The following is a 24,014-nucleotide window of genomic DNA, read 5'->3' on the forward strand; positions in this document are numbered from 1 at the left end:
GTTTATATCAGTACGTCTGCTGCCTCGGCTCCTACCTCAAGGGTTACGATGAGCGGCGCGGGCGTGTTATCCAGGAGCAACGCAATCATGAAAATAGTGAAAGCCGGCGGGCATCGCCTTTTTGAGCATGACCAGGAAACGGCTCAGACCGTCTCACGCATGCTCATCGATCTCGAGAAGAATGGAATGGATGCGGTGCGGAAGTACAGCCGGCAATTCGACGACTGGGTCCCGGCGTCATTTCAACTGGATCGCAAAGAAGTCGAACGGGCCATCGCGCAAGTCAGCCCCCAGGCGGTGCGCGACACAGATTATTGCCAGGGCAACGTGCGCACCTTTGCCGAAGCCCAACTCAAGACGATGCTTCCGTTGGAAGTGGAGATCAGGCCCGGCGTAACACTCGGACATAAGCATATTCCGGTGAGTGCAGTTGGCAGTTACATTCCGGGTGGCCGGTATCCGATGTTTGGATCGGCGCAGATGAGCATCATTCCGGCGAAAGTAGCCGGTGTAAAGAGGGTGATCGCATGCACTCCTCCGGTAAAAGGTCAGGGATACTATCCGGCAACAATCAACGCGATTGCGAAAGCCGGCGCTGACTTCATCTACATTCTTGGCGGCGTGCCGGCGCTGGCGCTTATGGCGTTTGGTCTCGATGGAATGGAGGCGGTAGACGTTCTCTGCGGCGCTGGAAACCGATTCGTCGCGGAAGCTAAGCGCCAGTTATTCGGGCGCTGCGGCATCGACCTGTTAGCGGGGCCGACAGAAATTCTCGTGATCGCAGACGACACGGCGGATCCTGCGCTGGTTGCTTGCGACTTGCTTGGCCAGGCTGAGCACGATCCGAACAGCGGAATCTGCCTGGTCTGCCTGAGCGAAGATTTCGCGCAGAAGACGATCAAAGAAGTCGAAAAGCAGTTGGCTGTTCTTCCGACTCGCGAAATAGCCAGTCTTTCCTGGCGTGACAACGGAATCGTCTATGTGGCTGCCAATGAAGACGAGGCGATTCGAATCAGCGACGATTACGCGCCCGAGCATCTGGAACTTCACGTAAAGCGTCTCGATTACTTTTTCGGCAAGTTGCAGAACTATGGGTCATTGTTCATCGGCGAAGAAACGACAGTGGCGTATGGCGACAAGACGATTGGAACCAACCACATCCTGCCGACGAGCAGGGCGGCGCGCTACACGGGCGGAGTGTGGGTCGGGAAATTCTTGAAGACTTGTACGTACCAGCGGATGACGCCGGAAGCAAGCGTGGAAACAGCCGAAGTTACAGAACGGCAATGCATCCTTGAGAATATGTTGGCGCACGGAATTACCGCCCGCGCTCGTATTGAGCGTTACGGGCAGACAGTAGGGACCAAATGAAGGAATCGGACAAACGTAGTTGGAAAGTAGGAATTGCTCGCAGGGTTATTACTCCGCCTCCCGGAGTGGAGTTGGCAGGGTTGGGTTACTTCCTGGAGCGAACGTGGCAAACGATCCACGATGACATCAATGCGACGGCATTGGTTGTAAGCGATGATCACGGGAAAAGCGTCGCTATCGTCGCTTTGGACGTCCTCTATATGGATTCTGAATATGTAGAGGCAATCCGCGAGAAGGCAGCGGCCGGCACAGATCTGCAACACGATGCGATATGCGTGAACTGTTCGCATAGTCACAATGCGCCGACGATGGGCTTCTTCGATGGCGCGGGAGAAATCGATCCCGACTACGTGCAGAGCACCGTCGAGCGTGCCGCCGAGGCGATCATCGAAGCGTGGAAGAATCGCAAAGCCGCCGTCATTACGACCGGTTCGCAACACCTTCCTAACGTTACCTACAACCGTACGCGTGATAACGGCCCAGTCGACGATCGCGTAAGTGTTTTGCGCGCGGATACTCTCGATGGGAAGCCGCTGGCCATCATGGTCAACTTCCACGCGCACCCCACCGTGTTCTGGCAGGTCGACGCACGTGCAGTTTCTCGCGACGCTCCGGGACAGATCGTTGATTTGCTCGAGAAGGAGTTTCCTGGTGCTACCGCAATGTATGTGCAAGGCACGTGCGGGGATGTGAACTTCAATCTCGAGTATTGGACGCCTGAGCATCACCTGGAAGCAGGGCAGGTTGTGTTTGACGCCGTGAAGGCTGCTTTGAAGAAATCGCGCGTGGTTGCGAATACGGGAATCGGGTTCACCGTTCGCAAGGGTTTGTTGCCCGCACGTCGTTGGAAGAAGGAAGAGATCCTTGCGATGTACGAGGAAGGGAAGCATCGGCTGACTACCGGCGACACTTCGGGATGGTTGCAGGGAATCGCAAGCACGATGGTCGGCATCCCCCATCGTTTGCCGGAGCGTTACGGCGGCAGCGTTGAAAAGGCGGTACAAGCTGTGTCCCGATTTGCGGTTCGGTGGGGAGAAGACGTTCTACCGAAATACGACAAGATGCCGGAAACACGAACTGTTGAATTCCAGGCGCTTCGGATAGGCGACGCGTGGATCGTGACGAATCCGGCGGAATTCTTCAGCACGCTTGCGCTTGAGATCAGGAAACGCTGGTTGCACGACGACCTGTTCATCTTGGGCTACTCAAACGGTTCCACGTCATATCTCCCGGATGCTTTTGAAGTAGACCGCAACAGCTATGCGTCTTTGCATGTACCGAAGGCGGTTCGGCAATTGCCGTTTACGCGTGAGTCCGGAATGGCGGCGGTGGCTGAAAGCGTGGCTGCATTGAAGGACGTGACGCCAGGAGAACGCAGTTGAAACTTCCATCATTCTGGACGAGACCGTTATTAACCTTGACCGTCAAAGGGCTGCAACTCTATACGAAGGAAGTCGTATCGCTGCCGTTCTGAATACTGCTTAGGTGCGACGCGTTCGACACAGAATCGATCTGGGGGGCTTAATGGGAACCGGCAATAATGGGAATGGAAGCATTGCAAGGGTGACGGGGCGGGCTGCGTTACAAACGGAAATTGAATTGTTTGACCGCATCCAGAATACGCTCTATACCGCAGTCATCGCCGATGCCTTGGATGAACTCGGATATCACGAGCAGGCCATGCGTGAATATCTGCGCCCACTGACTCCCGGAACCAAGTTTGCTGGTTGGGCGCGTACGATTTCATGCCGTGATATCTTCTACATTCCTCCGGATCCTTACGGCCTTGAGATCGAGGCGATCGACAGCATCCTGCCGGGAGAGGTTGTGGCTGTTGCGACTGGCGAATCAAAGCGGAATGCTCCCTGGGGAGAATTGCTTTCTACCGCAGCAACAGCGCGTGGTGCGCGTGGCGCCGTTATCGACGGTCTTGTACGTGACGTCAACAAGATCCAGAGCATCGGATTTCCCGTGTTTGCTGCCGGAATCAAGCCGGTGGACTCAAAAGGCCGCGGTCTCGTTGTCGATTACAATTTCCCTGTGATGTGTGGGGGGATTCTTGTAAATCCGGGCGATTTGATGGTTGGCGATTACGACGGAGTAGTCGCTATCCCGGCAGCACTTGTGGATGAAACACTCAGGCTGGCCACTGAGAAAGTTTCGAAGGAAAACCACAGCCGCAAAGAGCTCGCGAATGGCGCGTATCTCTCAGACGTGTACGCCAAGTACGGCGTTCTTTAAGGGCAACATCTAGCTACTGTTGACCTCTTTATCTCACTGCTACAACGTCGTCCCAAGTTACGAGGCATAGCACTGTGAAAGTCGCGGAGCTATGCCTCTTTGTCACATGTTGTGCCTGCTGTTTGAAGTCATAACTTTCGTCCAGCGATATGGATGATCCGGTGAAAGTGCTTGAACCCGAGCGTCTACATGAACGACAACTGAGCGCACCGATGCGATCCGAGCGCATTAGCGAAGTTTACCCTGGAAGATGTGGAGAGACCATGAGCTACACATATCGACTTCTGATTTGCCTGCTGCTGATGTCGGCCTTTGCTGCCGCTCAGGTTGGCACGCAGTCCTCAATAACCGGCACGGTCACGGATTCGACCGGCGCGATCGTGCAGGGCGCCCAGGTAGTTGCGACTAATGTTGCGACGGGCGCCACCAAACAAGTAGTTTCTGGTCCCAACGGAAATTTCGATATTCTCGCCCTGCCTCCGGGCGTCTATACCGTAAAAGTTAATGCGAAGGGTTTCAAGATCTGGGAGGACACCAGCTTGACGCTCACGGTTGGCAACAAGATCCGCGTCGAACCTGTCCTTCAGGTCGGCTCGGAAGGGCAGACAGTCACCGTCCAGAGCGATAACACAGGCGTGCAGACGGAATCTTCAACGGTGGAAACACTCGTTCAGATGAACCAGATCCGTGAGCTGCCGCTGGACACTCGCAACGCAATGTCGCTAGTCGCACTGTCGCCAGGAATGCGCATCACGGGGCAGAACGTGAACGGCATGCGCATCACCATGGTTCAAGGCAACGGCATGCGCGACAACAAAACCAACTTCCAGCTGAACGGGATCACCTCCAATGATGGCAGCTTCGAGGGCGGCACCGCTGTGCCGAACGTGGAAGCCGTTGCCGAGTTCAACGTTCAGACGTTGAACGCCGGGGCAGAGGCTGGACGCCAACCGAGCCAGGTGCTGGTTGTGACGAAGTCGGGTACGAACCAGTTCCACGGTGCGCTTTTCGAGTTCCTTCAAAACGACAAATTCAATGCGTACAACGCCTTTGCGGACAAAACGAAAGCGAAGCCGCGCGTCCGCTACAACCAGTTCGGCGCAGCCCTCGGCGGCCCTATCCGCAAAGACAAGACGTTCTTCTTCGGAAGCTTCCAGGGAACTACAATCCGAAACGCCACGTTGTTGAACGAAGCGGGCATTCCGGATGCATTCAAGACCGGCGACTTCAGCTCCCTGTCAACACCGATCAGGGATCCTCTCACTGGACAACCCTTCCCGGGCAATATCATTCCGGCTGACCGCATCAGCAATGCTTCCAAGTATTTCCTCCCGCTGTTTGTGAGTCCGAACGCAGCGAGCAATCGCTACATCGCGAATGCCACCACTCCGGATGACACTTGGGAATACCTCGGACGCATCGACCACCAGATCACTCCCAGTCAACACATCTATGGTCACTACGAATATTTGCGTGAGCCGGCTCTGAGAGTCGGGTACCTGGCGGATCCGGACACCTATGGCACGAACACCCTGAAGCAGCACAACCTCGGCATTAACTACCAGTGGACGCTCACGAACGCCACTCTGTTTACCGCCACAGGTGGATTCATGAGGACCAGGGACGACTATGCCAATCCAGCGCTGGGCCAACAGAATGATTCTCAGCTGGCTGGAATCCAAGGAATCCCAAGCACGGGCCGCGAAGCGTGGGTCGGTCCTCCGGATATCGGAGTAACGGGTTATCAGGGAATCAATTTCTCGGGTGGATACGGCGTGCCCGGAGCGCAGTGGAACAGCCAATACACCGGAAAGGCAAGCATCAGCCACGTTCGCGGATCCCACTCCCTCGGTGCGGGATTCGAATATAACGACCGCCATACGTATGGCGGACATGGCTCAGCCGCTGCTCGTGGCGTATTCACCTTCAACGGTCAATACACTGGCAATGGATTTGCCGATTATCTGCTTGGCTACACCAACGCCACCAGCCTCAATGATCCGCTGGTAACGTTCGGTCAGGAGCGTGCGCCATATGTGGGTCTCTACGTCACGGATACCTGGAGAGTTCGCCAGAACCTCACGGTAAACCTTGGACTTAGATACGATCGTTATCTCCAACAAAGTTGTTACCTAGATCTGTGTGCCAGCTGGAATCCGACAACAAACAAGATGGTGGTAGCCGCAGACGAAAACGGCAATCCCAATTTCTCCACGTTCCCAACGACAGCCGGTCTTGCGGCGGAAACTGCAGGCCTTTGGCAGACATCTGAAGATGCCGGTTATCCGCGCGGACTGTACAGAGCCAATGGGAACTGGGCGCCTCGCTTGGGAATCACTTACCGTCCATTTTCAAGCAAGGACATAGTTCTACGCGGCGGCTACGGCATTTACTACAACATCTTCACGGGAAACCGTGGAGCATCCTTGGTAAACCTGCCGGTTTGGACGGTTTATGGACAAACGTTCGGAGCAAGCACGCTCCAGTCTTGGGAGACAGCATGGGCGGCAGGTCCCAGCGGTGCAAAGAACTTTAACGTCTACTCTCCTCTGGTTGACATTAAGCCGACCAGAACGCACCAATGGAACGTGTCGGTACAGACGGCCCTGCCGGCGAAGACTAGCTTGACGCTGTCGTACGTGGGCACCCGCGTGCCGAATGAAATCTCCGCGTTCAGCCGTAACGTCCCGACGGTTGGGTTCCATGCGAATATTGCGGCAGATCGTCCGTACCCCGCTTTTAACATCATCAATACGTTCCAGAATATGGGCGAATTCTGGTACAACGGCCTGCAAACTTACGTGGAACGGCGGTTCGATAGCGGCCTGTCGTTTACGTTCGCATATGCGTTCTCCCGGACGATGATCGACAGGGTGGCAGAAGGCGAGTTCGACGCCCTCGCTGCTTATTCGCCGGATTGGTACAACCGTCACCGCTCGATCAACGACTTCCGCCACATTCAATCGGCTACCGTTGTGTGGCAGGTGCCTTACGGTCGAGGAAAGCGTTTTGGCGCTAACGCAAATGGCATTTTCGATGCGATTCTTGGCGGTTGGCAACTCTCACTGATGGAACAGGCGCGATCTGGACAGCCGCTGACGATGTCCCAGTCCAACGGGAATCTTGGCAATGGTCAGAGTAGCCGCCTGAACATTATTGGTGATCCTTCCGTAGCAGATCCGAGTAAGGATCTCTGGTTCAACACTGCGGCATTCGCGGCTGCGCCGCTCTATACCTTCGGCAACTCGGGTATCGGAGATGTCGAGGGCCCGGGCTTCTTCCAGGTAAACAGCGGGTTATCCAAAAACTTCAAAGTTACCGAGAAGAGCTTTGTGCAGTTCCGGTGGGAAGCCTACAACCTCTTCAATCGCGTAAATCTGGGCAACCCTGGACAAAACATCAACAGCGCGTCAACGTTCGGGAAAATCTTCTCGGCGTCTACGGCTCGCTACATGCAGTTCGGACTTAGGTTCGTGTTCTAAGCGACGAACAGAGGCTCTCAAATGCGTGTACCTACCAACTTGGCCGGGCGGATTCGCCCGGCTCTTTTTTTCGCGTTGCTCTCTTTGTCCACCACTGTTGTCGCGCAGACGGGAACCGCTCGCGACGCCAACGAAGTCACGGTATGGCTGGAAAGCTCTCTGAAGCGGGTTTATCCGGCTTCACCACCAGCTACGGAACGGAAGCTTAACCTGGTCTCGGCCAGGAACCAGACACTGTCGTTCCAGGCGGTTATCCGCAACCGAACAATTCAGAAATTGCGTCTGCAATGCGAGGTTTCGGCTCCTGCCGGGATCAGCGTGAAAGTTCGGCGAGTAGGCTATGTCCCGCTGCCGCATCGGACGACCGGAGTCGATGATGCGGAGACGGAGGGCCTCGGCTACATTCCGGGCCTGGTTCCCGATCCGCTCTTCCCAGAGCAGGTAACAGATGTCGGACCTGGGGAGAATCAATCGTTCTGGGTGACGTTGCATGTGCCTGCCGGCGTGAAACCGGGACCAAAGCCGATACAGGTGCAGTTCATATCAGAGGATCTTAAGACGAAGGCAAAGACCAATGTGGGGTCGCTTGCGACTCAAATCGACGTTAAGCCGTTCACCATTCAGCCTCGCCGCGATTTTCCGGTAACGCATTGGTGGAACCCGGATGCGATTTACGACCACTATAAAACGGAACCCTTCAGTGATAAGTGGTGGCAATTGGCTGAACTGTATTTGCGCGACATGGCGGATCACGGTTCCAACATGATTATGGTCCCGGTCTTTCATACCCGTCGCGAAGTGGTGCCGCGACCGCCTCAACTGCTGAGGGTGACGGAGATAACGCCCGGAAAGTACGAGTTCGATTTTTCGGAGGTACATCGCTTCATCGAAATGGCCAAACGCAGCGGAATCGAGTACTTCGAGTTTCCGCATCTTTGGCTGTACTGGGGAGTCCGCAATCCTGTCCACGTGTATCAGTTCAAAGGCAACCAGTGGACATTATTGTGGCCCACAGAATCGGAGCCAACGACTGGCGTGTTCCGTGGGTTTCTTGAGCAGTATCTCCCCGCTCTGCGCAAGTTCCTTGACCAGGAAGGACTTCCACCGGAACGCACTTTTTTCCACGTTTCAGATGAGCCCGGCAGTGGTGAACAGTTTGAGAACTATAAACGTGCGCGTGCCCTGCTGAAGGAATTGGCACCGTGGATGAAGGTGATGGATGCGTTGAGTGACGTGGAATATGGCCGGCAAGGCGTGACGGACTTCCCGGTCCCAATCCTTTCCAGTGCTCAAAAGTATATCGACGCGAAAATCCCTCACTGGGTGTATTTCTGCACGGGACCACGGGGCAATTACCTAAATCGTCTGTACGATACTCCGCTGCCCAAGATTCGCATGAGCGGCTTCGTCCTTTATCGGCTCGGTGCTCGTGGTTTCCTCCATTGGGGATACAACTACTGGTACAAGATGGAAACCCAGCAGCTCATAAATCCCTTTGAAGAAGGGGCTGGATTGGACTGGCCGGGTATTCCATATGGTGATCCGTTCGTGGTGTATCCCGGGGAGAATGGGCCAGTCGATTCCATACGGTGGGAGGTGTTTGCAGAAGGTCTACAAGACTATGCGATCCTGCAAACAGCTGGAGTATCGCCGACTTCACCGATGCTGAGCGGTATCAAGTCCTATCAAGAGTTCCCGAAAAATGAGGCGTGGATCGACAAAACCGTCGCAGCGCTGCTGGCGAATTCGGAGAAAGCGAAAACAAAATGAGAATTCTTTTTGTCGCGCTGCTTGCGTTCGCAAGCACTGCTGTTGCACAGACGGGAACACCTGCTGGTGCCGACAAACAAGTGACGGTCTGGCTGGAAAGCTCTTTGAAGCGAGTCTATCCAGCCTCGCCTCCAGCTACGGATCGCAAGCTCAACCTGGTTTCAGCCAGGAACCAGACACTGTCGTTCCAGGCGGTTATCCGCAACCGAACGATTCAGAAGTTGCGTCTGCAATGCGAGGTTTCGGCTCCTACCGGGATCAGTGTGAAAGTTCGTCGAGTCGGTTACGTTCCGCTGCCGCACCGGGCAACTAGAGTCGATGATGCGGAGACGGAAGGGATTGGTTATATCCCCGGCCTCGTTCCCGACCCTCTTTTCCCAGAGCAGATCGCAGATGTCGGTCCTGGCGAGAATCAATCGTTTTGGGTGACGGTGCGTGTGCCTGCTGGCGTGCAACCGGGACGAAAGCCGATCCAGGTTCAGTTCATTTCGGAAGATCTTAAGACAAAGGCGAAGACGAACGTGGGGTCGCTTGCGACTCAAATCGACGTTAAGCCGTTCACTATTCAGCCTCGACGCGATTTTCCCGTGACGCACTGGTGGTACCCAGATTCAGTTTACGACGAATACAAGACCGAACCGTTCAGCGAGAAATGGTGGCAGATCACCGAGCCCTATTTGCGCAACATGACTGAACACGGTTCGAATGTTGTCAGGGTACCGATGTTTCACACGCGGCGTGAAGTTGTACAGCGACCCGCGCAGCTCTTGAAGGTGCGGGAGGTATCACCGGGTAAGTACGAGTTCGATTTTTCTCCTATCCGTCGCTTCGTTCAGATGGCGAAGCGGAATGGGGTGGAGTACTTCGAGTTTCCCCATCTTTGGCTTTATTGGGGAGTTCGAAATCCCATTCAGGTATATGAATTGAAGGGTGACAAATGGTCGTTGCTATGGCCTGTTGAATCGCCAGCGACAACCGGTGTTTACCGGAATTTTCTTGAGCAATTTCTTCCAGCACTGCGGAAGTTCCTGGACGAGGAAAATCTTCCTCCTGAGCGTACGTTCTTCCATGTTTCGGACGAGCCTGGCAGGGGACATTTATCAGCTGCAGAAAGACTTGAAGAATTTGAGAACTATAAGAAAGCACGAGCACTGCTGAAGGAATTGGCTCCTTGGATGAAGGTGATGGATGCGCTCAGCGATGTCGAATACGGAAAACAAGGCGTGACTGACATCCCCGTTCCGATTCTTTCCAGCGCACAGAAGTACATCGATGCCAAAATCCCTCACTGGGTGTATTTCTGCACGAGCCCACGAGGCAAGTACCTGAATCGTCTCTACGACACGCCGCTGGCCAAGATTCGCATGAGTGGTTTCCTTTTCTATCGACTCGGCGCTGGAGGTTTTCTCCATTGGGCATACAACTACTGGTACAAAATGGATACACAGCAACTGGAAAACACTTTCCACGAAGGAGCTGGCAGTGATTGGCCTGCGATCCCGTACGGTGATCCGTTCGTCGTGTATCCGGGGGAGAATGGGCCCATTGACTCCATCCGATGGGAAGTCTTTGCCGAAGCGTTGCAAGACTATGCGATTCTGCAGACGGCTGGAGTATCGCCGAGTTCACCGATGTTGACCGAAATCAAGTCCTACCAGGAATTCCCGAAGAATGAGGCGTGGATCGACAAAACAGTCGCAACGCTGCTGGCGAATTCGGAGAAAACCAAAAGCAGTGATTAGCCGCGGGGGCGGCGTATTAGATGCTGGTTGACGTACATAGCCACTATTTCCTCAACGAACACTTTAGCCCGGAGTTCAAGCAGCAATCGCGCAGGTCGCGCAATGGGGTGGAAACGGATCTAACAGTCCGTTGGGAGGAATACCACTCTACTGCGCGTACCTGCCGAAAGACGGTGGTGTTCGGTGGAAAAGCCCGGCTCTCCGGGATCTGGGTGCCCGATCGCGAGGTGGCTGACTACGTGCGCCAGTACGAAGACCACCTCATCGGCTTCCTCAGCCTCGATCCTACGCAGGAGGGATGGCAGGAGGAGTTGCGAGAAGGGCACGAAGACTTGGGCCTGAGAGGCGTCAAGTTGATGCCGATGTATGCGGGGTTCAGGCCGGATGAACCGAAACTTGATTACCTATGGCAGTACGCTACTCGCAACGGACTGCCTGTCTTACTTCACACAGGTACTACTTTCATCGACAAAGCTCCGCTCGAGTGCACCCTTCCGCGACTTCTGGACAACGTTGCTATTCGGTTTCCGGATGTGAAGATGATTCTGGCGCATCTGGGTCACCCGTATGAAGGGGAGTGCATTGCCACCATCCGCAAGCACGCGAATCTCTACGCAGATTGTTCGGCGCTGCATTACCGTCCGTTTCAGCTCTATCACTCGCTGATGTTGCTTCAGGAGTACGGTGTATGGAACAAGCTGTTGTTTGGAAGCGACTATCCGTTCACCACGGTCGATGCAAGCCTGGCTGGGATGCGAGCGTTGAACAAGATGCTCGATGGCACCGGCCTACCCCGACTGAACATGGACAGGATGGAGGAGATGTTCGAAAGAGATTCGCTGACCCTGCTTGGCCTCTCCTGAGGCTAGCAGGGACCTCCAACAGCCGTGAACGTGTCGATCTTGCCTGACTCCAACTCCCGAACGATCTCCGCCAGTCGGCCGACAATCACCTGGAAGAACTTTTCGCCCTTTTCTTTCGAAGCGGTCCGCGGATCACCGACACCGCCATTTTCGCTGATTTCGTCGAATGTACGTGCCACGCTGACTGATCCACCGGAAAGCATGTCCTTGCCCAGGAACTCCGATTTCGACCAACGGCCATCGGCCCGAACGCGTTCTTTCTTTACGACATTCGGCTTGGCAGCGAGTAGAAGCGACGTTTCCAGCTCACAGGCATGGCCCATGCCTCCGAGTTCGCTCTCGCGGAGTCCGGCAAGCCCTTTCACAGCGGCATTCCAATAAGTAACATGCGCGATTCGAGTCTTCGGATACAGCAGCCGGCACTTGGTCAGGACAACATCCAGCGCGGAGACATTGCCTCCGTGTGCATTGAGCACAAGCACCTTCTCGAATCCCGCCTGTGCAATCGAACCGATGATCTCTGTCGCGAGGTCGAGATAGGTGTCGACAGATGCAGTGATCGTCCCGGCAAAGTTCATGTGGTGAGTAGAGAGTCCAAGCCACTGTGTGGGAAGCACGAGCAACCGGTTGCCGCACTCCGCATCGAGGCGCAGGCTAAGCTCGGTTGCGATCAGGCTGTCGGTCTCCATGGGGAGATGCGGTCCATGCTGCTCCATGGCGCCAAACGGGACGACTACAACGGTCGAACGATCCAATTGGTTGATCTCTTGCCAGGTCATTTCGGCTAATCGCATCTCAATCCACTCTCCTGCAACCGATGATTCTACTTTGAGAGGAGAGCCAAGTTCGCCGCGTCCAACATACTGAACGTTTCCTGTCACCTACTCTGCTTCAAATTTGACCTTGTCTTGCGATTCAAAATAGTCTGCCATGGCATGGCCTCGACCCATTTTCGCTTTCTCGCAAAATTGCTCTGCCTTCCATGTGCCATCTTCCTGAACACATCGATGGTTGCACAAACGCGCAGCAGCCATGGCGATTCTGCGAAGTCGGCGTCCAACGTTGATCGGGTGATGCCGGGGAGCGAAAAGGGCGGCGACTACATCCTTTACGTCGGTACTTACACCGTCCGGGGAAGTCGCGGAATCTACGCTTTTGAGTTTGACTCCTCCTCCGGCAAGCTACGTCCGATGGGGCTGATGGCCGAAGGAGTCAATCCCTCGTATCTGGTCTTGGATTCGAGAACATCGACACTCTACGCCGTTAGTGAGGTCAGTGATTACAAGGGGCAAAACACGGGCGCCATACAGTCTTACAAGATCGACTCCGGAACCGGAAAACTTCAGCTCCTGAATCAGATCAGTTCGCAAGGCAGTGGACCTTGTTTTCTATCGCTGGATGAAAGCCGGTATCTATTTGTGGCCAATTTCGGCGGGGGCAATATTGGCGTTTTCCCGCTGATGGATGGCGGGAGAATTGGGAGTGCCACAGCCCTGGTACAGCATCACGGCTCCGGCGCGAATCCCACCCGACAGAGCAAGCCTCGTCCTCATGCGATCGCACTCAGCCCAAATCGGAAGCTGGCTGTTGTCGCTGACCTGGGATTGGACAAGCTGCTGCTGTATCGCTTCGATCCTCAAAACGGGTCGATCACACCCTTACATCCGCCGAGCGTAAAGGTACATGACTCTGCGGGCCCCCGACATTTTGTTTTCAGCAATGATGGTCGACATTTATACCTGGTGAACGAGATCGACTCCACAGTGTCGGTGTTTTCAGTGAACCAGGACGACGTCACTTTCAAGCCGGTACAGACGATATCGACGCTTCCACCGAAATTTACCGGCCAGAACGACGCCGCCGAGATCCGCCTGATGCCCGATGGCAGGTTTCTCTACGTTTCAAATCGCGGCGGAGACAGCTTAACGGCTTACGCCGTAAACGCCGAGCAGGGAACACTAAAGCAGATCGGGACTTACTCCTCCGAAGGGAAAACTCCTCGCACATTCGACGTTGCGCCGGGAGGAAAGTTCCTGGTGGTGGCGAACGAAGCATCCGATGAAATTTCTATTCTTCGCGTCGATACTAATACCGGCGCACTGGCCGACACTGGAATACGCGAGAAGGTTGCTTCGCCGACATCGTTCGTGTTTTTCTCGAGGAAGCACTAGTCTGAATAGTCCTGCCATGGCTCGATTCGCCGTGTTTCCTCGATTTTGTCCATAATACTGGACGATGATCAGGCTCGCCTTGACGCCCAAAAGAGCAGATTGAACAATGACTCCCAGTCGCTTAAGTTCTCGTCGGAACAAACCCGAAAAGCAACCCGGACGTGCCAAGAGGACAACCACCATGTCGAATGCGAAGCCTGTTGCGGCATCAGTTGAGAGGGCGTTCTCGATATTGGAGTTTTTGAATACTTCCAAGCGTGGCTGGAATATTTCCGAGATGAGCCGGAAGCTCAATATTCCCAAGAGCACGACCCACGTACTGGTCTCAACGCTCGATCAGCTCGGTTACATCCAGCAGTCATCCCGCCGTTTCCAACTGAGCACCAAGATGTTCGGACTGGGCCGGAATGCGATTACCACCAATGCACTGCCACAGATGGCCCTCCCCCATCTTCGCTGGCTCGTGCAGGAAACAAAGCTGACGGCGCACATAGGCATTCTCGAGAAGAGCCAGGTGGTGTTCGTCCAGAAGGTCGACGGACCCGGAATCATCAAGTTCGACACTTACGTAGGGAAATGTTCGGAATTGCATTGTACCGGCTTAGGGAAGGCTCTTCTTGCTTTCCAACCGCAAGAAATGATCGACGCCATCCTCGCGAAGTACGTGTTCGGCCGCTTTACGAAAAAAACGATTTCATCGGCGACCGCATTCCAGAGCGAGCTCGCCCGAGTCCGCCAGCAAGGCTTCGCCATGGACGATGAAGAAGAAGAACTCGGTATCCGCTGTATCGCTGCACCGATCTTTGCATCAGGAGCTGTTCTCGGTGCAGTCAGCGTAACCGGTACCACCACGCAGATCAGGAGCGAAGATACGGACAGAATCATCCTGGCCTGCAAATCCGCAGCGGCCAGAGTCTCCGCCGTTGCCGTCGACCTCGCCTGAGGGTCGATCAAAGTGCCACAAATCAAGGGTCTTAGGAAGAGTCTCGGTGATCGTCGATTGTCATACGCACGTAGGTGAGCCGGAGCATTTCACAAAGAACTTCATTCAGGATGCGCGGACGGCTTCCGGAAATCCAAACCAGCAACTCGCCGTCAAATTGCCCGATCACTGGAAGGCCATGCAGTCTGTCGATAAGGCCATTGTCCTCGGCTTTCGCGCGCAGCATGTGGGCTACACGGTTCCAAACGAGTATGTCGCCAACTACGTCAAGCAGCATCCAGAGAAGCTCATCGGATTCTGCTCGATCGACCCGCACGACGATGATGCCGTCGAGCAACTGGACCACGCGGTTCTAAAGCTTGGGCTTCGCGGACTCAAACTCGGTCCCATCTACCAGAACGTTCATCCTTCCGACCAGAAGATCAAGCGGCTATTCAAGAGGGCTGAGGAGCTCGGCACTCCAATCGTCATCCATCAGGGCACAACGTTCTGCTGTAACGTGTCGTTGGAAGTCGCTGACCCTGTGCTGCTGCAACCGATCGCATTGGAGTTTCCGCGGCTGCGCATGGTTATCGCACACATGGGACATCCATGGATCGGCGAAACGATCTCTCTGATTCGCAAGCATCCATTCCTGTTTGCGGATATCTCCGCCCTTCACTACCGTCCCTGGCAGTTCTACAACGCGCTCGTGCTGGCGTCCGAGTACAGGGTGATGCACAAACTACTGCTTGGATCCGATTACCCGGTGACAACGCCGGCAGAAACGATCGCGGGATTGAAGAAGGTCAATCAGTTCACGGTGGGAACAGCCTTGCCCCGGGTCTCCGAAGCGGATATAGACGACCTTATATATAGGGACACGCTCAAGCTGTTGGATCTGGTGTAGCCCAGATTTTGCGCTGAACCGAACCTGCCGAATTTACTTCGACAGGTCCGGTTCCAGTCCAAGCCCGAATCCTTCGGGCACTAAAGCGCAACCGTCCGCGCAGCGAATTGGGTTCTGCGTGAAGTGCCGGTCGTAGTACAGGGGGCCGATGATGTCGTGGTCAACCGACTGTGCCAACACCGGCATGGCGACAGCGAGATGCAACATGGCTGCGGTCCCCAGGTCCATTTCAAGATTGCTTCCAATGATGCACTCGAGTCCTGCCGCGGCCGCCATTTGGGCGATCTCAATCGACCGCCTGATGCCACCATTCTTGCCCGGGTAGATGCTGATCAAATCGCAGGCGTCGGTACGAATCGCTTCCATTGCATCGTGTCGCGTAAACACCGATTCGTCCAGCATGATAGGAATCGACGTACGTTGCCGCAGACGCGCGCACCCCACGAAGTCACCACGGCGAATCGGTTGCTCGATCGCGTTCACGCCCAGGCGCTCAAGATAAGGGATTGCGCGCCGCGCATCGCCTTCGGTCCACCCGCTGTTTGCATCTACGGCTACACGGAAATTTTCGCCGACTTCGGACCTTACAGCTTCCACACGCGCGATGTCCTCCGGGACATCGATGCCGACTTTTACCTTTACCGACCTTAGGCCCAGGTTTGCGGCGTGTCTTGCGACTCGTGCCGCTTCGCGCGGAGAAAATGCACCGATGGAAAACTTCAGATGAATCGCAGGGGCTCGCCTCGGTCCCCCAAGCAATACGTGGCAGGGAACCTTCAGATTTTTTCCGGCAAGGTCGAGCAGTGCCATTTCCAGCGCTGCTTTCGTGAATGGATTACCGATGAGAAAGCGATCCATGGAGTCAACGAGTGCGTTGAACTCCAAGGGATCCTTGCCCACCAACAAAGGTGCCAACAGGTGCGAAATCAAATGTGAAGCGGTTCCCTGGTTCTCTCCACTCCAGGCAGGAGCCAGCGTTCCTTCGCCGTAACCCGTAATTCCTTGGTCGGTGTGAATAGCAACGAAGAGATAATGTGACTCCGGATGTGTTCCAGCTGCACTGATGATTGCCAAGTCCCGTCTCACAATCTGTGAAACCGGGATAACTTCAATTCCAGTAATCTTCATTTATGCTTTTAACCTTCACTTTCTACTTGTTGGAGCGGAAGCTCGGCCGGACGCTCGACGACTCGCTTCAACCTTGATATCGCGGTCCTCGCAAAGACAATGCCGGTTCCAACTGCGATGACAAATGAAACCGCCGCCAGAAGCATATGGCCGCCCGCAAACGCGAACAACGAAACTGTCAGGGTGAAATAGAAGAAGATGCCGATACTGGAGGACATCAGATCTCGAGACAGTTCGTGCTGGGGCAGTTCCTGTCCTGCGAGCGACAGGCTCCTGCGCACGGGACCCCACATGCCGATCGGCTTCGCTTTCAGATAGAACTCTTGCAGGATGTTCATCGGTTCGGGGCGTGTCAACAAAGTTGCGGTCAGGATGCAGAACCATCCCAACACAAAGAGAACTCCGAACCCTGCCCAGAAGGGATAACGATCCAGGTTGCTGAAGGCGGGAACCAGTCCATCCACACTTAATCCTGTCACGGAAGAGATCCACATTCGCAAGCCAGCCGGTAGCACCGCATCAGAACCAAACCAGACTATGTAGCCGGCTGGAAATCCTCCAAGGACCCCGACCATGTCACCGACTGCATTTGTCCGCCACCAGAACCATTTCAGCCACGCTAAAGGCAGTGAGAACACGATCAACGAGGAATTAATAAAGAGGATCCATTTTTCCAACTGCTTTGGATCGATCATGCCGCCCCAAATGAAGGCAGCCACGAGCAACAGCCCCGAGACAAGTCTGCTCGCCGACACGAATTCCTTTTGCGTGGCATTAGGACGGATGGTTCGACGGTAAATATCGTTAACCAGGTAGCTGGCCGCCCAGTTGCCGATCGACGAGATTGCCGCCATGTATCCTGCCAAACTGCTTACAAGCAGCAATCCAAACAATCCTGGCGACGCATATTCACGAACCAGATGACCCCAAAGTTCCGCAGGGGCGCTGACAGACGCAACGGGGTACAGCGCCGCAGCTCCTAATGCGATCACGATGAAGGGAATCAACCGGATGACCAGCGCCAACACTCCGTTGGAGATCTGGCCAACGATGGCGTGCCATTCATTCTTCGCAGCCATAAACCGTTGTGCTGTCCAGCCTTCTCCGGCGAAAGGCGATCCTGCGAAGAACAGACCTTGAATGATGAGCGCGACCACCGACGCAAACGTCAGAGTATGCCCGGCAGGAAAGGGGCTAAGGAATTCAGCACCTCGGGTGCCTGCAAGCGTCGTCCAAACATTCGAAATCCCGCCTGCCTTGTTTACCAGCACCAATCCCAATGCAAGATTGCCGCCCATCAGGATCGCAAATTGAAGGACGTCGTTGTAGGCGACCGCGAAAAGCCCTGCAATAAGGCTGTAAAGAATCGTGATGGCGCCGAACACGAGCAGTACGTGGAATGGAGACCAGCCAAGGACCGGGCTGGTGGTGGCCGCCATCCAAGCAACGCCGTACGCGATCGACGTCAAGCCCCATACACAGCAGGCATAGACGGCGTACATATTTCGATACACCGCAGCGCGCCGGCCGGCGTAACGTTTCTCGATGAACTCACCGGTGGTGACAACACCGAGTCGGCGCCACATTGGCGCCCAGATGATGGCCACAAGCGGCATCCAGATGACCCAACTGATCCAGGCCATCAGCCAAAGTCCGCTGAATCCGCCCAGGAACAGGACCATCACGAAGCCCTGTCCGCCTCCTGTGTAGCCAGCCACATCGGCAAATCCGATCACCCACCAGGGCAGGTTGCGGCCAGCGACGAAGAACTCTTCAATGCCTTTGCTCGCTCTTTTCCGGAAATACAGCGCGAGGGCAACGATTCCTAAGCAATAGACGACGAGAATGACCCAATCGAGTATCTGCATGAGAGACCCAGACCTTCAACCAAAGCAGCGTACAAGCAAAAACTGTCGCGGCCCGAATGCAGGCTCGTAGCGGAACCGCACATATTCGGAGCATATCGACCGGTGATTTCAACCGTCAACAAATCGCCGCCGTGGTGCTGAGAAACCGTTCAGTGGGCTGGACGCCGCAAAGGAACGTAATTTCCGGGACACATAATTAGATCATCGTGTTCAGACTGGATGGGAAGGTTGCGCTTGTAACTGGGGCCGCGTCAGGCTTGGGTCAGGCAATCGCTGTTGCCCTCGCACGGAGCGGTGCCGCTGTTGCCGTCACGGACAAAGATGCTGCGAAGCTCTCCGAAACCGAATCTCTTTTGAGCAGTACGGGTGCGCGTGTTGTTAAAGCGAAACTCGACGTCCGCGACTTGCAGGAAGTGAAAAGCGTTGTCAGCGCACTCGAGAGAACACTAGGGCGAATCGATATTCTCGTAAACAACGCTGGTATCAACCGTCCCGCGACAGGTCTTGCAGTCACTCCGGAACTCTGGGAAGAACATTTCAACACGAATGTCCGTGGCGGCTTCTTCGTTGCGCAAGCCGTCGCCCCCGGCATGATCGACAGAAAGTGGGGAAGGATCATTTTCATCTCCAGCCAATCCGGTGTAATCGGCATTCCCGGACAGCCGGTCTACTGCGCCACGAAGGGCGCGGTCATCCAGTTGGTGAGAACGCTGGGTCTGGAGTGGGCGAAGCACGGCATAACCGTGAATTCCATCGCGCCCACCTTCGTCGAGACCAACATGACTCGAGAACGCCTGAAGAATCCCGAGTTCCTCAATTTCGTGCTCGGCAAAATTCCCGCAGGCCAACTCGCAACTCCGGAGCACATTGGCGCTGCCGCGGTTTATCTTGCGAGCGAAGAAGCAGCAATGGTGAACTGCGAAACTCACCTTGTCGATGGTGGCTGGACGGCCTGGTAATCCTTCACTTCACAACCATCGTAGTGAATGGATGCACGTAAGCCATGAGCATGACCAGAATCCCGACCAGCGCCGCAAGAGCGATGGAGTGGAAGAAGACATAGCGGAGTATCGTTCCTTCGTGCCCGTACCACTCCGTGGCAGTACTCGCAACAACGATGCTTTGCGCGTCAATCATCTTTCCCATCACTCCGCCTGCACTATTTGCCGAAGCCATCAGCACAGGTGAGATGCCAAGTTGTCCGGCGGAAATTTTCTGCAATGATCCAAACAGGACGTTCGACGAAGTATCCGATCCTGTTAGAGCGACTCCCAGCCACCCCAGCAATGTTCCGAAGAACGGATACATCCATCCAGTGCGCGCGAAGGCCAGACCCATGGTCGCATCGAGCCCGCCATATCGACTGACGAATCCGATCGCCATCATGGCCGATATCGTGATGAGGGAATACCTGAGTTTCACGAGCGTGCGGATGTACAAACGAACGATGTCTCTCAATCGCAATCGCATCACGAAACCTGAGATCACGGCTGCGATCAGGATTCCGGTTCCCGTTGCTGAGAGCCAGTTCAACGAGAAGACGGCAGCCTCTTTCGTTGGTGTCAAAACGACAGGCGGCATTCGCTCCACTACGTTATGCAGTCCAGTCACCGGAAAGATGGGCGCGGAAACGCGATCCAATGCTCTTTTCACCTGGGGCATGCCCCACACGAAGACCAACACGCTCAGGACAATCCACGGCATCCATGCGCGCATCAACTCCTGTCTTGCGTATCCGTGATGCGCTCGTGCCACCGCTGTTTGACCCTCGTTATTGAAACGCCAAATCCGCTTCGGGTGCCAAACCCTGAGAAAGGCCATCAATGCGATCATCGATACCACGGAAGAAATGACGTTCACCAACCATGGACCGTGATAGTTCGAGACAACAAACTGCGGAATGGCAAAGGATACTCCCGCAACCAGAATTGCAGGCCAGATCTCGATCGTTGCCGCCGCACCACAGAAAGCCCAGATCAACCAAAATGGTACGAGGACTGAAAAGAAGGTGAGAATCGTCCCGACTTGCGCACTCAAAACCATCTCGCTGAAACCGGTCACCAGCTTCAGCGCCAAAATTGGGGTGCCTAGTGCACCGAAGGCTACCGGTGCGGTGTTCGCGATTAACGACAACCCCGAAGCTTGCAGGGGCCGGAAGCCAAGGCCAATCAAGATCGCAGCAGTCACAGCGACCGGAGTTCCGAATCCGGCGGCGCCTTCGAAGAAAGCACCGAACGAAAATGCAATCAGCAGCAATTGCAGGCGCCGATCCTGCGTAATGCCTGTCATGCTGCCCTGCAGCACCTTGAAAAGGCCAGTCTCAACCGTCAGCGTGTAAAGAAACAAAACGTTGATGACAATCCAGCCAATCGGCATCAGCCCGTAACCAGCACCGTAAATCGCCGTTGCTGCTGCGGCCCGAGCCGGCATATGAAATCCCGCGCACGCAACCAACAGTACCGCCGTCAGGCCGAAGATCGCTGCCCAGTGAGCCTTCACAATATTCAAAGCCAGCAACCCGAGCAGCACGATGATGGGAATCGCAGCCGCGAAGGTTGAAAGCCACCAATGCCCAAGCGGATCGTAAGCCTGTTGCCACGAGCCCGGCTGCGCAGGTAGCAGAAACACCGCGACCGCTGCTACGAGGAATGTGAGGAAAAGGACGATCGGGATGACTATGCGTAATCGACGACTGACAGTCGGCGGAGAATCACGAAGTTCGGAACCTGTGGTTGTCATTTGGCGCCGCGACAAAGGGCGCCTGAAAAGTACACGAAACGTCTGAACTTTGCAGTGAAACTTGAACGATGAACCGAAAAATGGGAAAGCCCCCAGGTTCGAGGGCTTTCCAGTTGGTTATAAATGTACTTTTAAATTTAAGGTTTTACTTCGCCGAAGCGCTGCAGCCCTTGCTCACAGTCTTGACGTCAGCGACATCGATCTCACGTTCCGAATTGGTGGAGACGGCGGCGCGATCAGCACCTTCCTTCTTGATGGTTCCACGGACTTCGACCATGTCACCAACGTGCTCGTTGATGTCCTTGTCGCTGTGGAGGCGGAACTTCTCGCCCTTCTCATCCGTAAGGAAGTAGTTGTTTTCCTTGCCGCTCACGCAACCCTTGAAGACAGGTTGATCGGCGTCGGTAGGCTGGCCAACATTGGTCTGCGGCTGCTGAGCACCAGCATCCGTCGCGGGCTGCTGGGCGTCAGGAGACATCGAGGGCTGTTGAGCATCCTGGCTCGCTGCCGGCTGCTGCGTTGCCGGTTGTGCCGCCGAGGAAGCATCCTGCGCGAAGCAGAGGCCCGCGGTCAAAAGAAACATCAGTGTAAGTACGAAAAAGCTTTTCTTCATCTTCGGATCACCTTGTTGGGGTTATTCGAAGTGGCAAATCATTCGAAGCATGATTTCGCGGAGAGGTGGCCTAAGACATCGGATATCCGTGTCATATCCAGTCATGCGATGGAGGGTTAGGGTACTAAGGTTCCACTTTCGTTTCGATTCTGCCCAGCAGCTTTGTTACGGGCGTCTTCGACAGCGAGACTTGCAGTAGTCGGGGGAACTTGTTCCAGCGAGAGTGGATAAATCCCAAGCGCCCGAGTTGCGGCGATGTCGACCGTGAGTTGCTGCTCAGTCCCGGTTTTCTTCAACCATCCGAGCGCGCGTGACTCTGCTTGCTTGAAACTGCCTTTCGGCAGAACTGTGAGATCCAGGTACAAGATCTCCTGCGATTGTGGTCCAAGTCGCACACCGGCGAAAGCGTGGCCCGGCACGATTACCACCACCGGCTGCAGTCCGAGGTTCTCCATCGCCGATGCGAAAAGAACTGACACATCCATGCAGTTGGCATTGTTCAGTTCCAAAGTTTCACGGGGAAGTCGAATGCGTTGCGCCTGATTGATGAACTCGCCGTATACAAAAATACTGCTCACGTAACTGATACCCGATTTCTGTAGCGCTCGAAAGATCGCTTCGGCCTGCGACCGCACTTGTGTTTGCAGGACCGTCTTGCTGGCGCTCCGAGAGATGTTGTATCCCCCAAGTCTGCCCCGAGGTGCGTATCGCCGTGCCTCCGACACAAGCTTCAGGACAGCGGGATCATGCGGTGTCACCCATCGTGCCACCAGTTGTGCGTTGGCGAACCGTTTGCCCCAGTACAGCTCAGCTCCGCTGTGCAGAAGTACCGGCTTCTTTTCAGAGAACAGAGTGTCTCCGTTCGGACTGTTCACCCTGACGTCGAGTTCGGCTCTGCGCACCTCGTGCGAGTCATAAGCTCTTGGCAGCAGAGGCGGGTTCAAGCGAATCTGCCGAGTCTCGCGCGGACCAACAATCAGTGTCTGTACAGAGCTGCGAGTCCAACCGGGAACTTCTGCTGTGACAGTGTGAATCGAAGGGGTATCAGAACGGTTTGTGATGCTCAGTATCGCGACTGGCCAATACTCGGCAGCCGACGTCCCCGCGAGTGCAGGGAAGATCTCGCCGCGTCCCGGCAAATCCAATTTGTACTCCAACAGCAATGGTGAAACAGGTACCGGTTGTACCAATATCGGCGGCGGAGGCGGTGGCTCGTCTCGTTGGTATCGCTCGCGCAGAATGTAGAACCACGTTGCTCCCAGAGCGGCGCCCAGCGCAACGCACAGGAAGAACAGCGAAATCGCGAGATTCCGCAGAGTTCTGCTGGAGAGGTGAAGGAGCATTGCTTAAAGCGTTAGATGCCTTAGGCTCTGCGGGCAGAAAGCGCTTTGATCGTATGATAGTATCGTCGCCAAATGTCGTACTCACCTCCATCGATTCAGCCGCAACGGAGGAAACTGCACGCCACCATCACGCGTGAACTGGCGCTTAAAATCATTGAAGCTGAGCGTCACTCTCAGGTAATCGCCTTTCCGAACGAAACCGAACTCAGTTCTCAACTTGGTGTCAGCCGAACGGTAGTTCGCGAGTCGATGAAAGTCCTCGTCGATAAAGGAATGGTCGAGATGCGTCCGCGCGCGGGGACGAAATCACGCGCTCGCGCTGCCTGGAACTTGCTCGATCCGGACATCCTCTCCTGGCAGGCAGAGTTGGGTCCCGACGCCCGGTTCCTTCGCGACCTATGTGAAGTTCGACTAGCAATTGAACCAACGGCAGCGGGATTCGCAGCGGTGCGTGCCAGTACTGCGGAACTTGACGAAATCGCACGTAGCCTCATGTTGCGGGAAGCGCTGCCGCACGATGCTGTCGTGCAACGCGTGGTGGAGTTGGACGTTCAGTTTTATCAATCGATGATTGCCGCGAGTCACAATCCTCTCCTGATGGGGCTTACCGCGGCGATTCGCGAACCATTCAAGACGACTCTACTTCACACCTTCCGTACGTCCACGAATATTGCCCTCAGTCTCAAAGCGCAGCGAGACCTCTTCCGCGCCCTTCACAAAAAGGATCCGGTCGCCGCCAGTCGCGCGGCCGAACGCGCCGTGGGTGTGGCTATGCTCGCTGTCGAAGAGAAATTACAGGCAGAAAAGAGAAGCGCCGGCTAGTCGAGAATTACGCCGGCGCTACGATTCAG

At 55.2% G+C, this 24,014-nt stretch carries 18 protein-coding genes; 12 read left to right on the forward strand and 6 right to left on the reverse strand.

Features of this window, described 5'->3' with window-relative positions:
* Positions 1-87: 87 nt before the first annotated feature.
* The 7 genes from hisD (at position 88) to VN577_01995 (ending at position 11,469) form a co-directional block, all read left to right on the forward strand.
* Positions 88-1,371: a histidinol dehydrogenase gene (gene hisD / locus VN577_01965; GenBank protein ID HWR13566.1), complete on the forward strand. Its 1,284-nt coding sequence runs from the start codon at positions 88-90 to the stop codon at positions 1,369-1,371.
* Positions 1,368-2,753 (forward strand): neutral/alkaline non-lysosomal ceramidase N-terminal domain-containing protein, encoded by a 1,386-nt coding sequence (locus tag VN577_01970; protein HWR13567.1) that lies wholly within the window; start codon positions 1,368-1,370, stop codon positions 2,751-2,753. Before hisD ends, VN577_01970 begins: the two co-directional genes overlap by 4 nt.
* A 142-nt stretch (positions 2,754-2,895) precedes the next feature.
* Positions 2,896-3,612 (forward strand): RraA family protein, encoded by a 717-nt coding sequence (locus VN577_01975; protein ID HWR13568.1) that lies wholly within the window; start codon positions 2,896-2,898, stop codon positions 3,610-3,612.
* 263 nt (positions 3,613-3,875) lie between these two features.
* On the forward strand, positions 3,876-7,094 hold the full coding sequence (locus tag VN577_01980; protein HWR13569.1) for a TonB-dependent receptor: 3,219 nt from the start codon (positions 3,876-3,878) through the stop codon (positions 7,092-7,094).
* Between the two features lie 84 nt (positions 7,095-7,178).
* Entirely contained in the window at positions 7,179-8,864 is a 1,686-nt protein-coding gene (locus tag VN577_01985; protein ID HWR13570.1) for a DUF4091 domain-containing protein, read from the forward strand.
* The gene (locus VN577_01990) at positions 8,861-10,606 is read left to right on the forward strand and encodes a glycoside hydrolase domain-containing protein (GenBank protein HWR13571.1); all 1,746 of its coding nucleotides are present in this window, start codon (positions 8,861-8,863) and stop codon (positions 10,604-10,606) included. Before VN577_01985 ends, VN577_01990 begins: the two co-directional genes overlap by 4 nt.
* Positions 10,607-10,626: 20 nt before the next feature.
* Positions 10,627-11,469, forward strand: a complete 843-nt coding sequence (locus tag VN577_01995; protein HWR13572.1) for an amidohydrolase family protein — start codon at positions 10,627-10,629, stop codon at positions 11,467-11,469.
* A gap of 2 nt (positions 11,470-11,471) precedes the next feature.
* Here the strand turns inward: VN577_01995 and VN577_02000 are convergent, their stop codons facing one another.
* Positions 11,472-12,263, reverse strand: a complete 792-nt coding sequence (locus VN577_02000) for a creatininase family protein (GenBank protein ID HWR13573.1) — start codon at positions 12,261-12,263, stop codon at positions 11,472-11,474.
* Positions 12,264-12,476: 213 nt separating this feature from the next.
* Here VN577_02000 and VN577_02005 point away from each other — a divergent pair, with 213 nt between their 5' ends.
* The 3 genes from VN577_02005 (at position 12,477) to VN577_02015 (ending at position 15,472) form a co-directional block, all read left to right on the forward strand.
* Complete coding sequence (locus tag VN577_02005) at positions 12,477-13,640, forward strand: lactonase family protein (protein HWR13574.1); 1,164 nt, start codon at positions 12,477-12,479, stop codon at positions 13,638-13,640.
* A gap of 181 nt (positions 13,641-13,821) precedes the next feature.
* Complete coding sequence (locus VN577_02010; GenBank protein ID HWR13575.1) at positions 13,822-14,583, forward strand: IclR family transcriptional regulator; 762 nt, start codon at positions 13,822-13,824, stop codon at positions 14,581-14,583.
* 46 nt (positions 14,584-14,629) lie between these two features.
* Entirely contained in the window at positions 14,630-15,472 is an 843-nt protein-coding gene (locus tag VN577_02015) for an amidohydrolase family protein (GenBank protein ID HWR13576.1), read from the forward strand.
* A 33-nt stretch (positions 15,473-15,505) separates the two neighbouring features.
* Here VN577_02015 and VN577_02020 read toward each other — a convergent pair whose 3' ends face one another.
* Both VN577_02020 and VN577_02025 read right to left on the reverse strand, forming a co-directional pair.
* On the reverse strand, positions 15,506-16,600 hold the full coding sequence (locus tag VN577_02020; protein ID HWR13577.1) for an enolase C-terminal domain-like protein: 1,095 nt from the start codon (positions 16,598-16,600) through the stop codon (positions 15,506-15,508).
* Between the two features lie 8 nt (positions 16,601-16,608).
* The gene (locus tag VN577_02025; GenBank protein HWR13578.1) at positions 16,609-18,468 is read right to left on the reverse strand and encodes a hypothetical protein; all 1,860 of its coding nucleotides are present in this window, start codon (positions 18,466-18,468) and stop codon (positions 16,609-16,611) included.
* 206 nt (positions 18,469-18,674) lie between these two features.
* Between VN577_02025 and VN577_02030 the strand changes: the two genes are divergently transcribed.
* A complete protein-coding gene (locus VN577_02030; protein ID HWR13579.1) occupies positions 18,675-19,427 on the forward strand; it encodes an SDR family oxidoreductase in 753 nt (250 codons plus the stop codon).
* Between the two features lie 4 nt (positions 19,428-19,431).
* On the opposite strand, the gene VN577_02035 is transcribed toward VN577_02030, so the two are convergent.
* The 3 genes from VN577_02035 to VN577_02045 all read right to left on the reverse strand — a co-directional run bounded on the left by VN577_02035 (position 19,432) and on the right by VN577_02045 (position 23,163).
* Complete coding sequence (locus VN577_02035) at positions 19,432-21,207, reverse strand: L-lactate permease (protein HWR13580.1); 1,776 nt, start codon at positions 21,205-21,207, stop codon at positions 19,432-19,434.
* A 145-nt stretch (positions 21,208-21,352) separates the two neighbouring features.
* Positions 21,353-21,820: a DUF5818 domain-containing protein gene (locus tag VN577_02040; GenBank protein HWR13581.1), complete on the reverse strand. Its 468-nt coding sequence runs from the start codon at positions 21,818-21,820 to the stop codon at positions 21,353-21,355.
* A 116-nt stretch (positions 21,821-21,936) separates the two neighbouring features.
* Positions 21,937-23,163, reverse strand: coding sequence for a hypothetical protein (locus VN577_02045; GenBank protein ID HWR13582.1), 1,227 nt, complete (start codon positions 23,161-23,163; stop codon positions 21,937-21,939).
* Between the two features lie 72 nt (positions 23,164-23,235).
* On the opposite strand from VN577_02045, the gene VN577_02050 reads away from it, so the two are divergent.
* Positions 23,236-23,985, forward strand: coding sequence for an FCD domain-containing protein (locus VN577_02050; GenBank protein HWR13583.1), 750 nt, complete (start codon positions 23,236-23,238; stop codon positions 23,983-23,985).
* Positions 23,986-24,014 lie beyond the last annotated feature (29 nt).

The organism is Terriglobales bacterium (genome assembly GCA_035561515.1).
Taxonomy (GTDB): Bacteria; Acidobacteriota; Terriglobia; order Terriglobales; family Acidobacteriaceae; genus DATMXP01.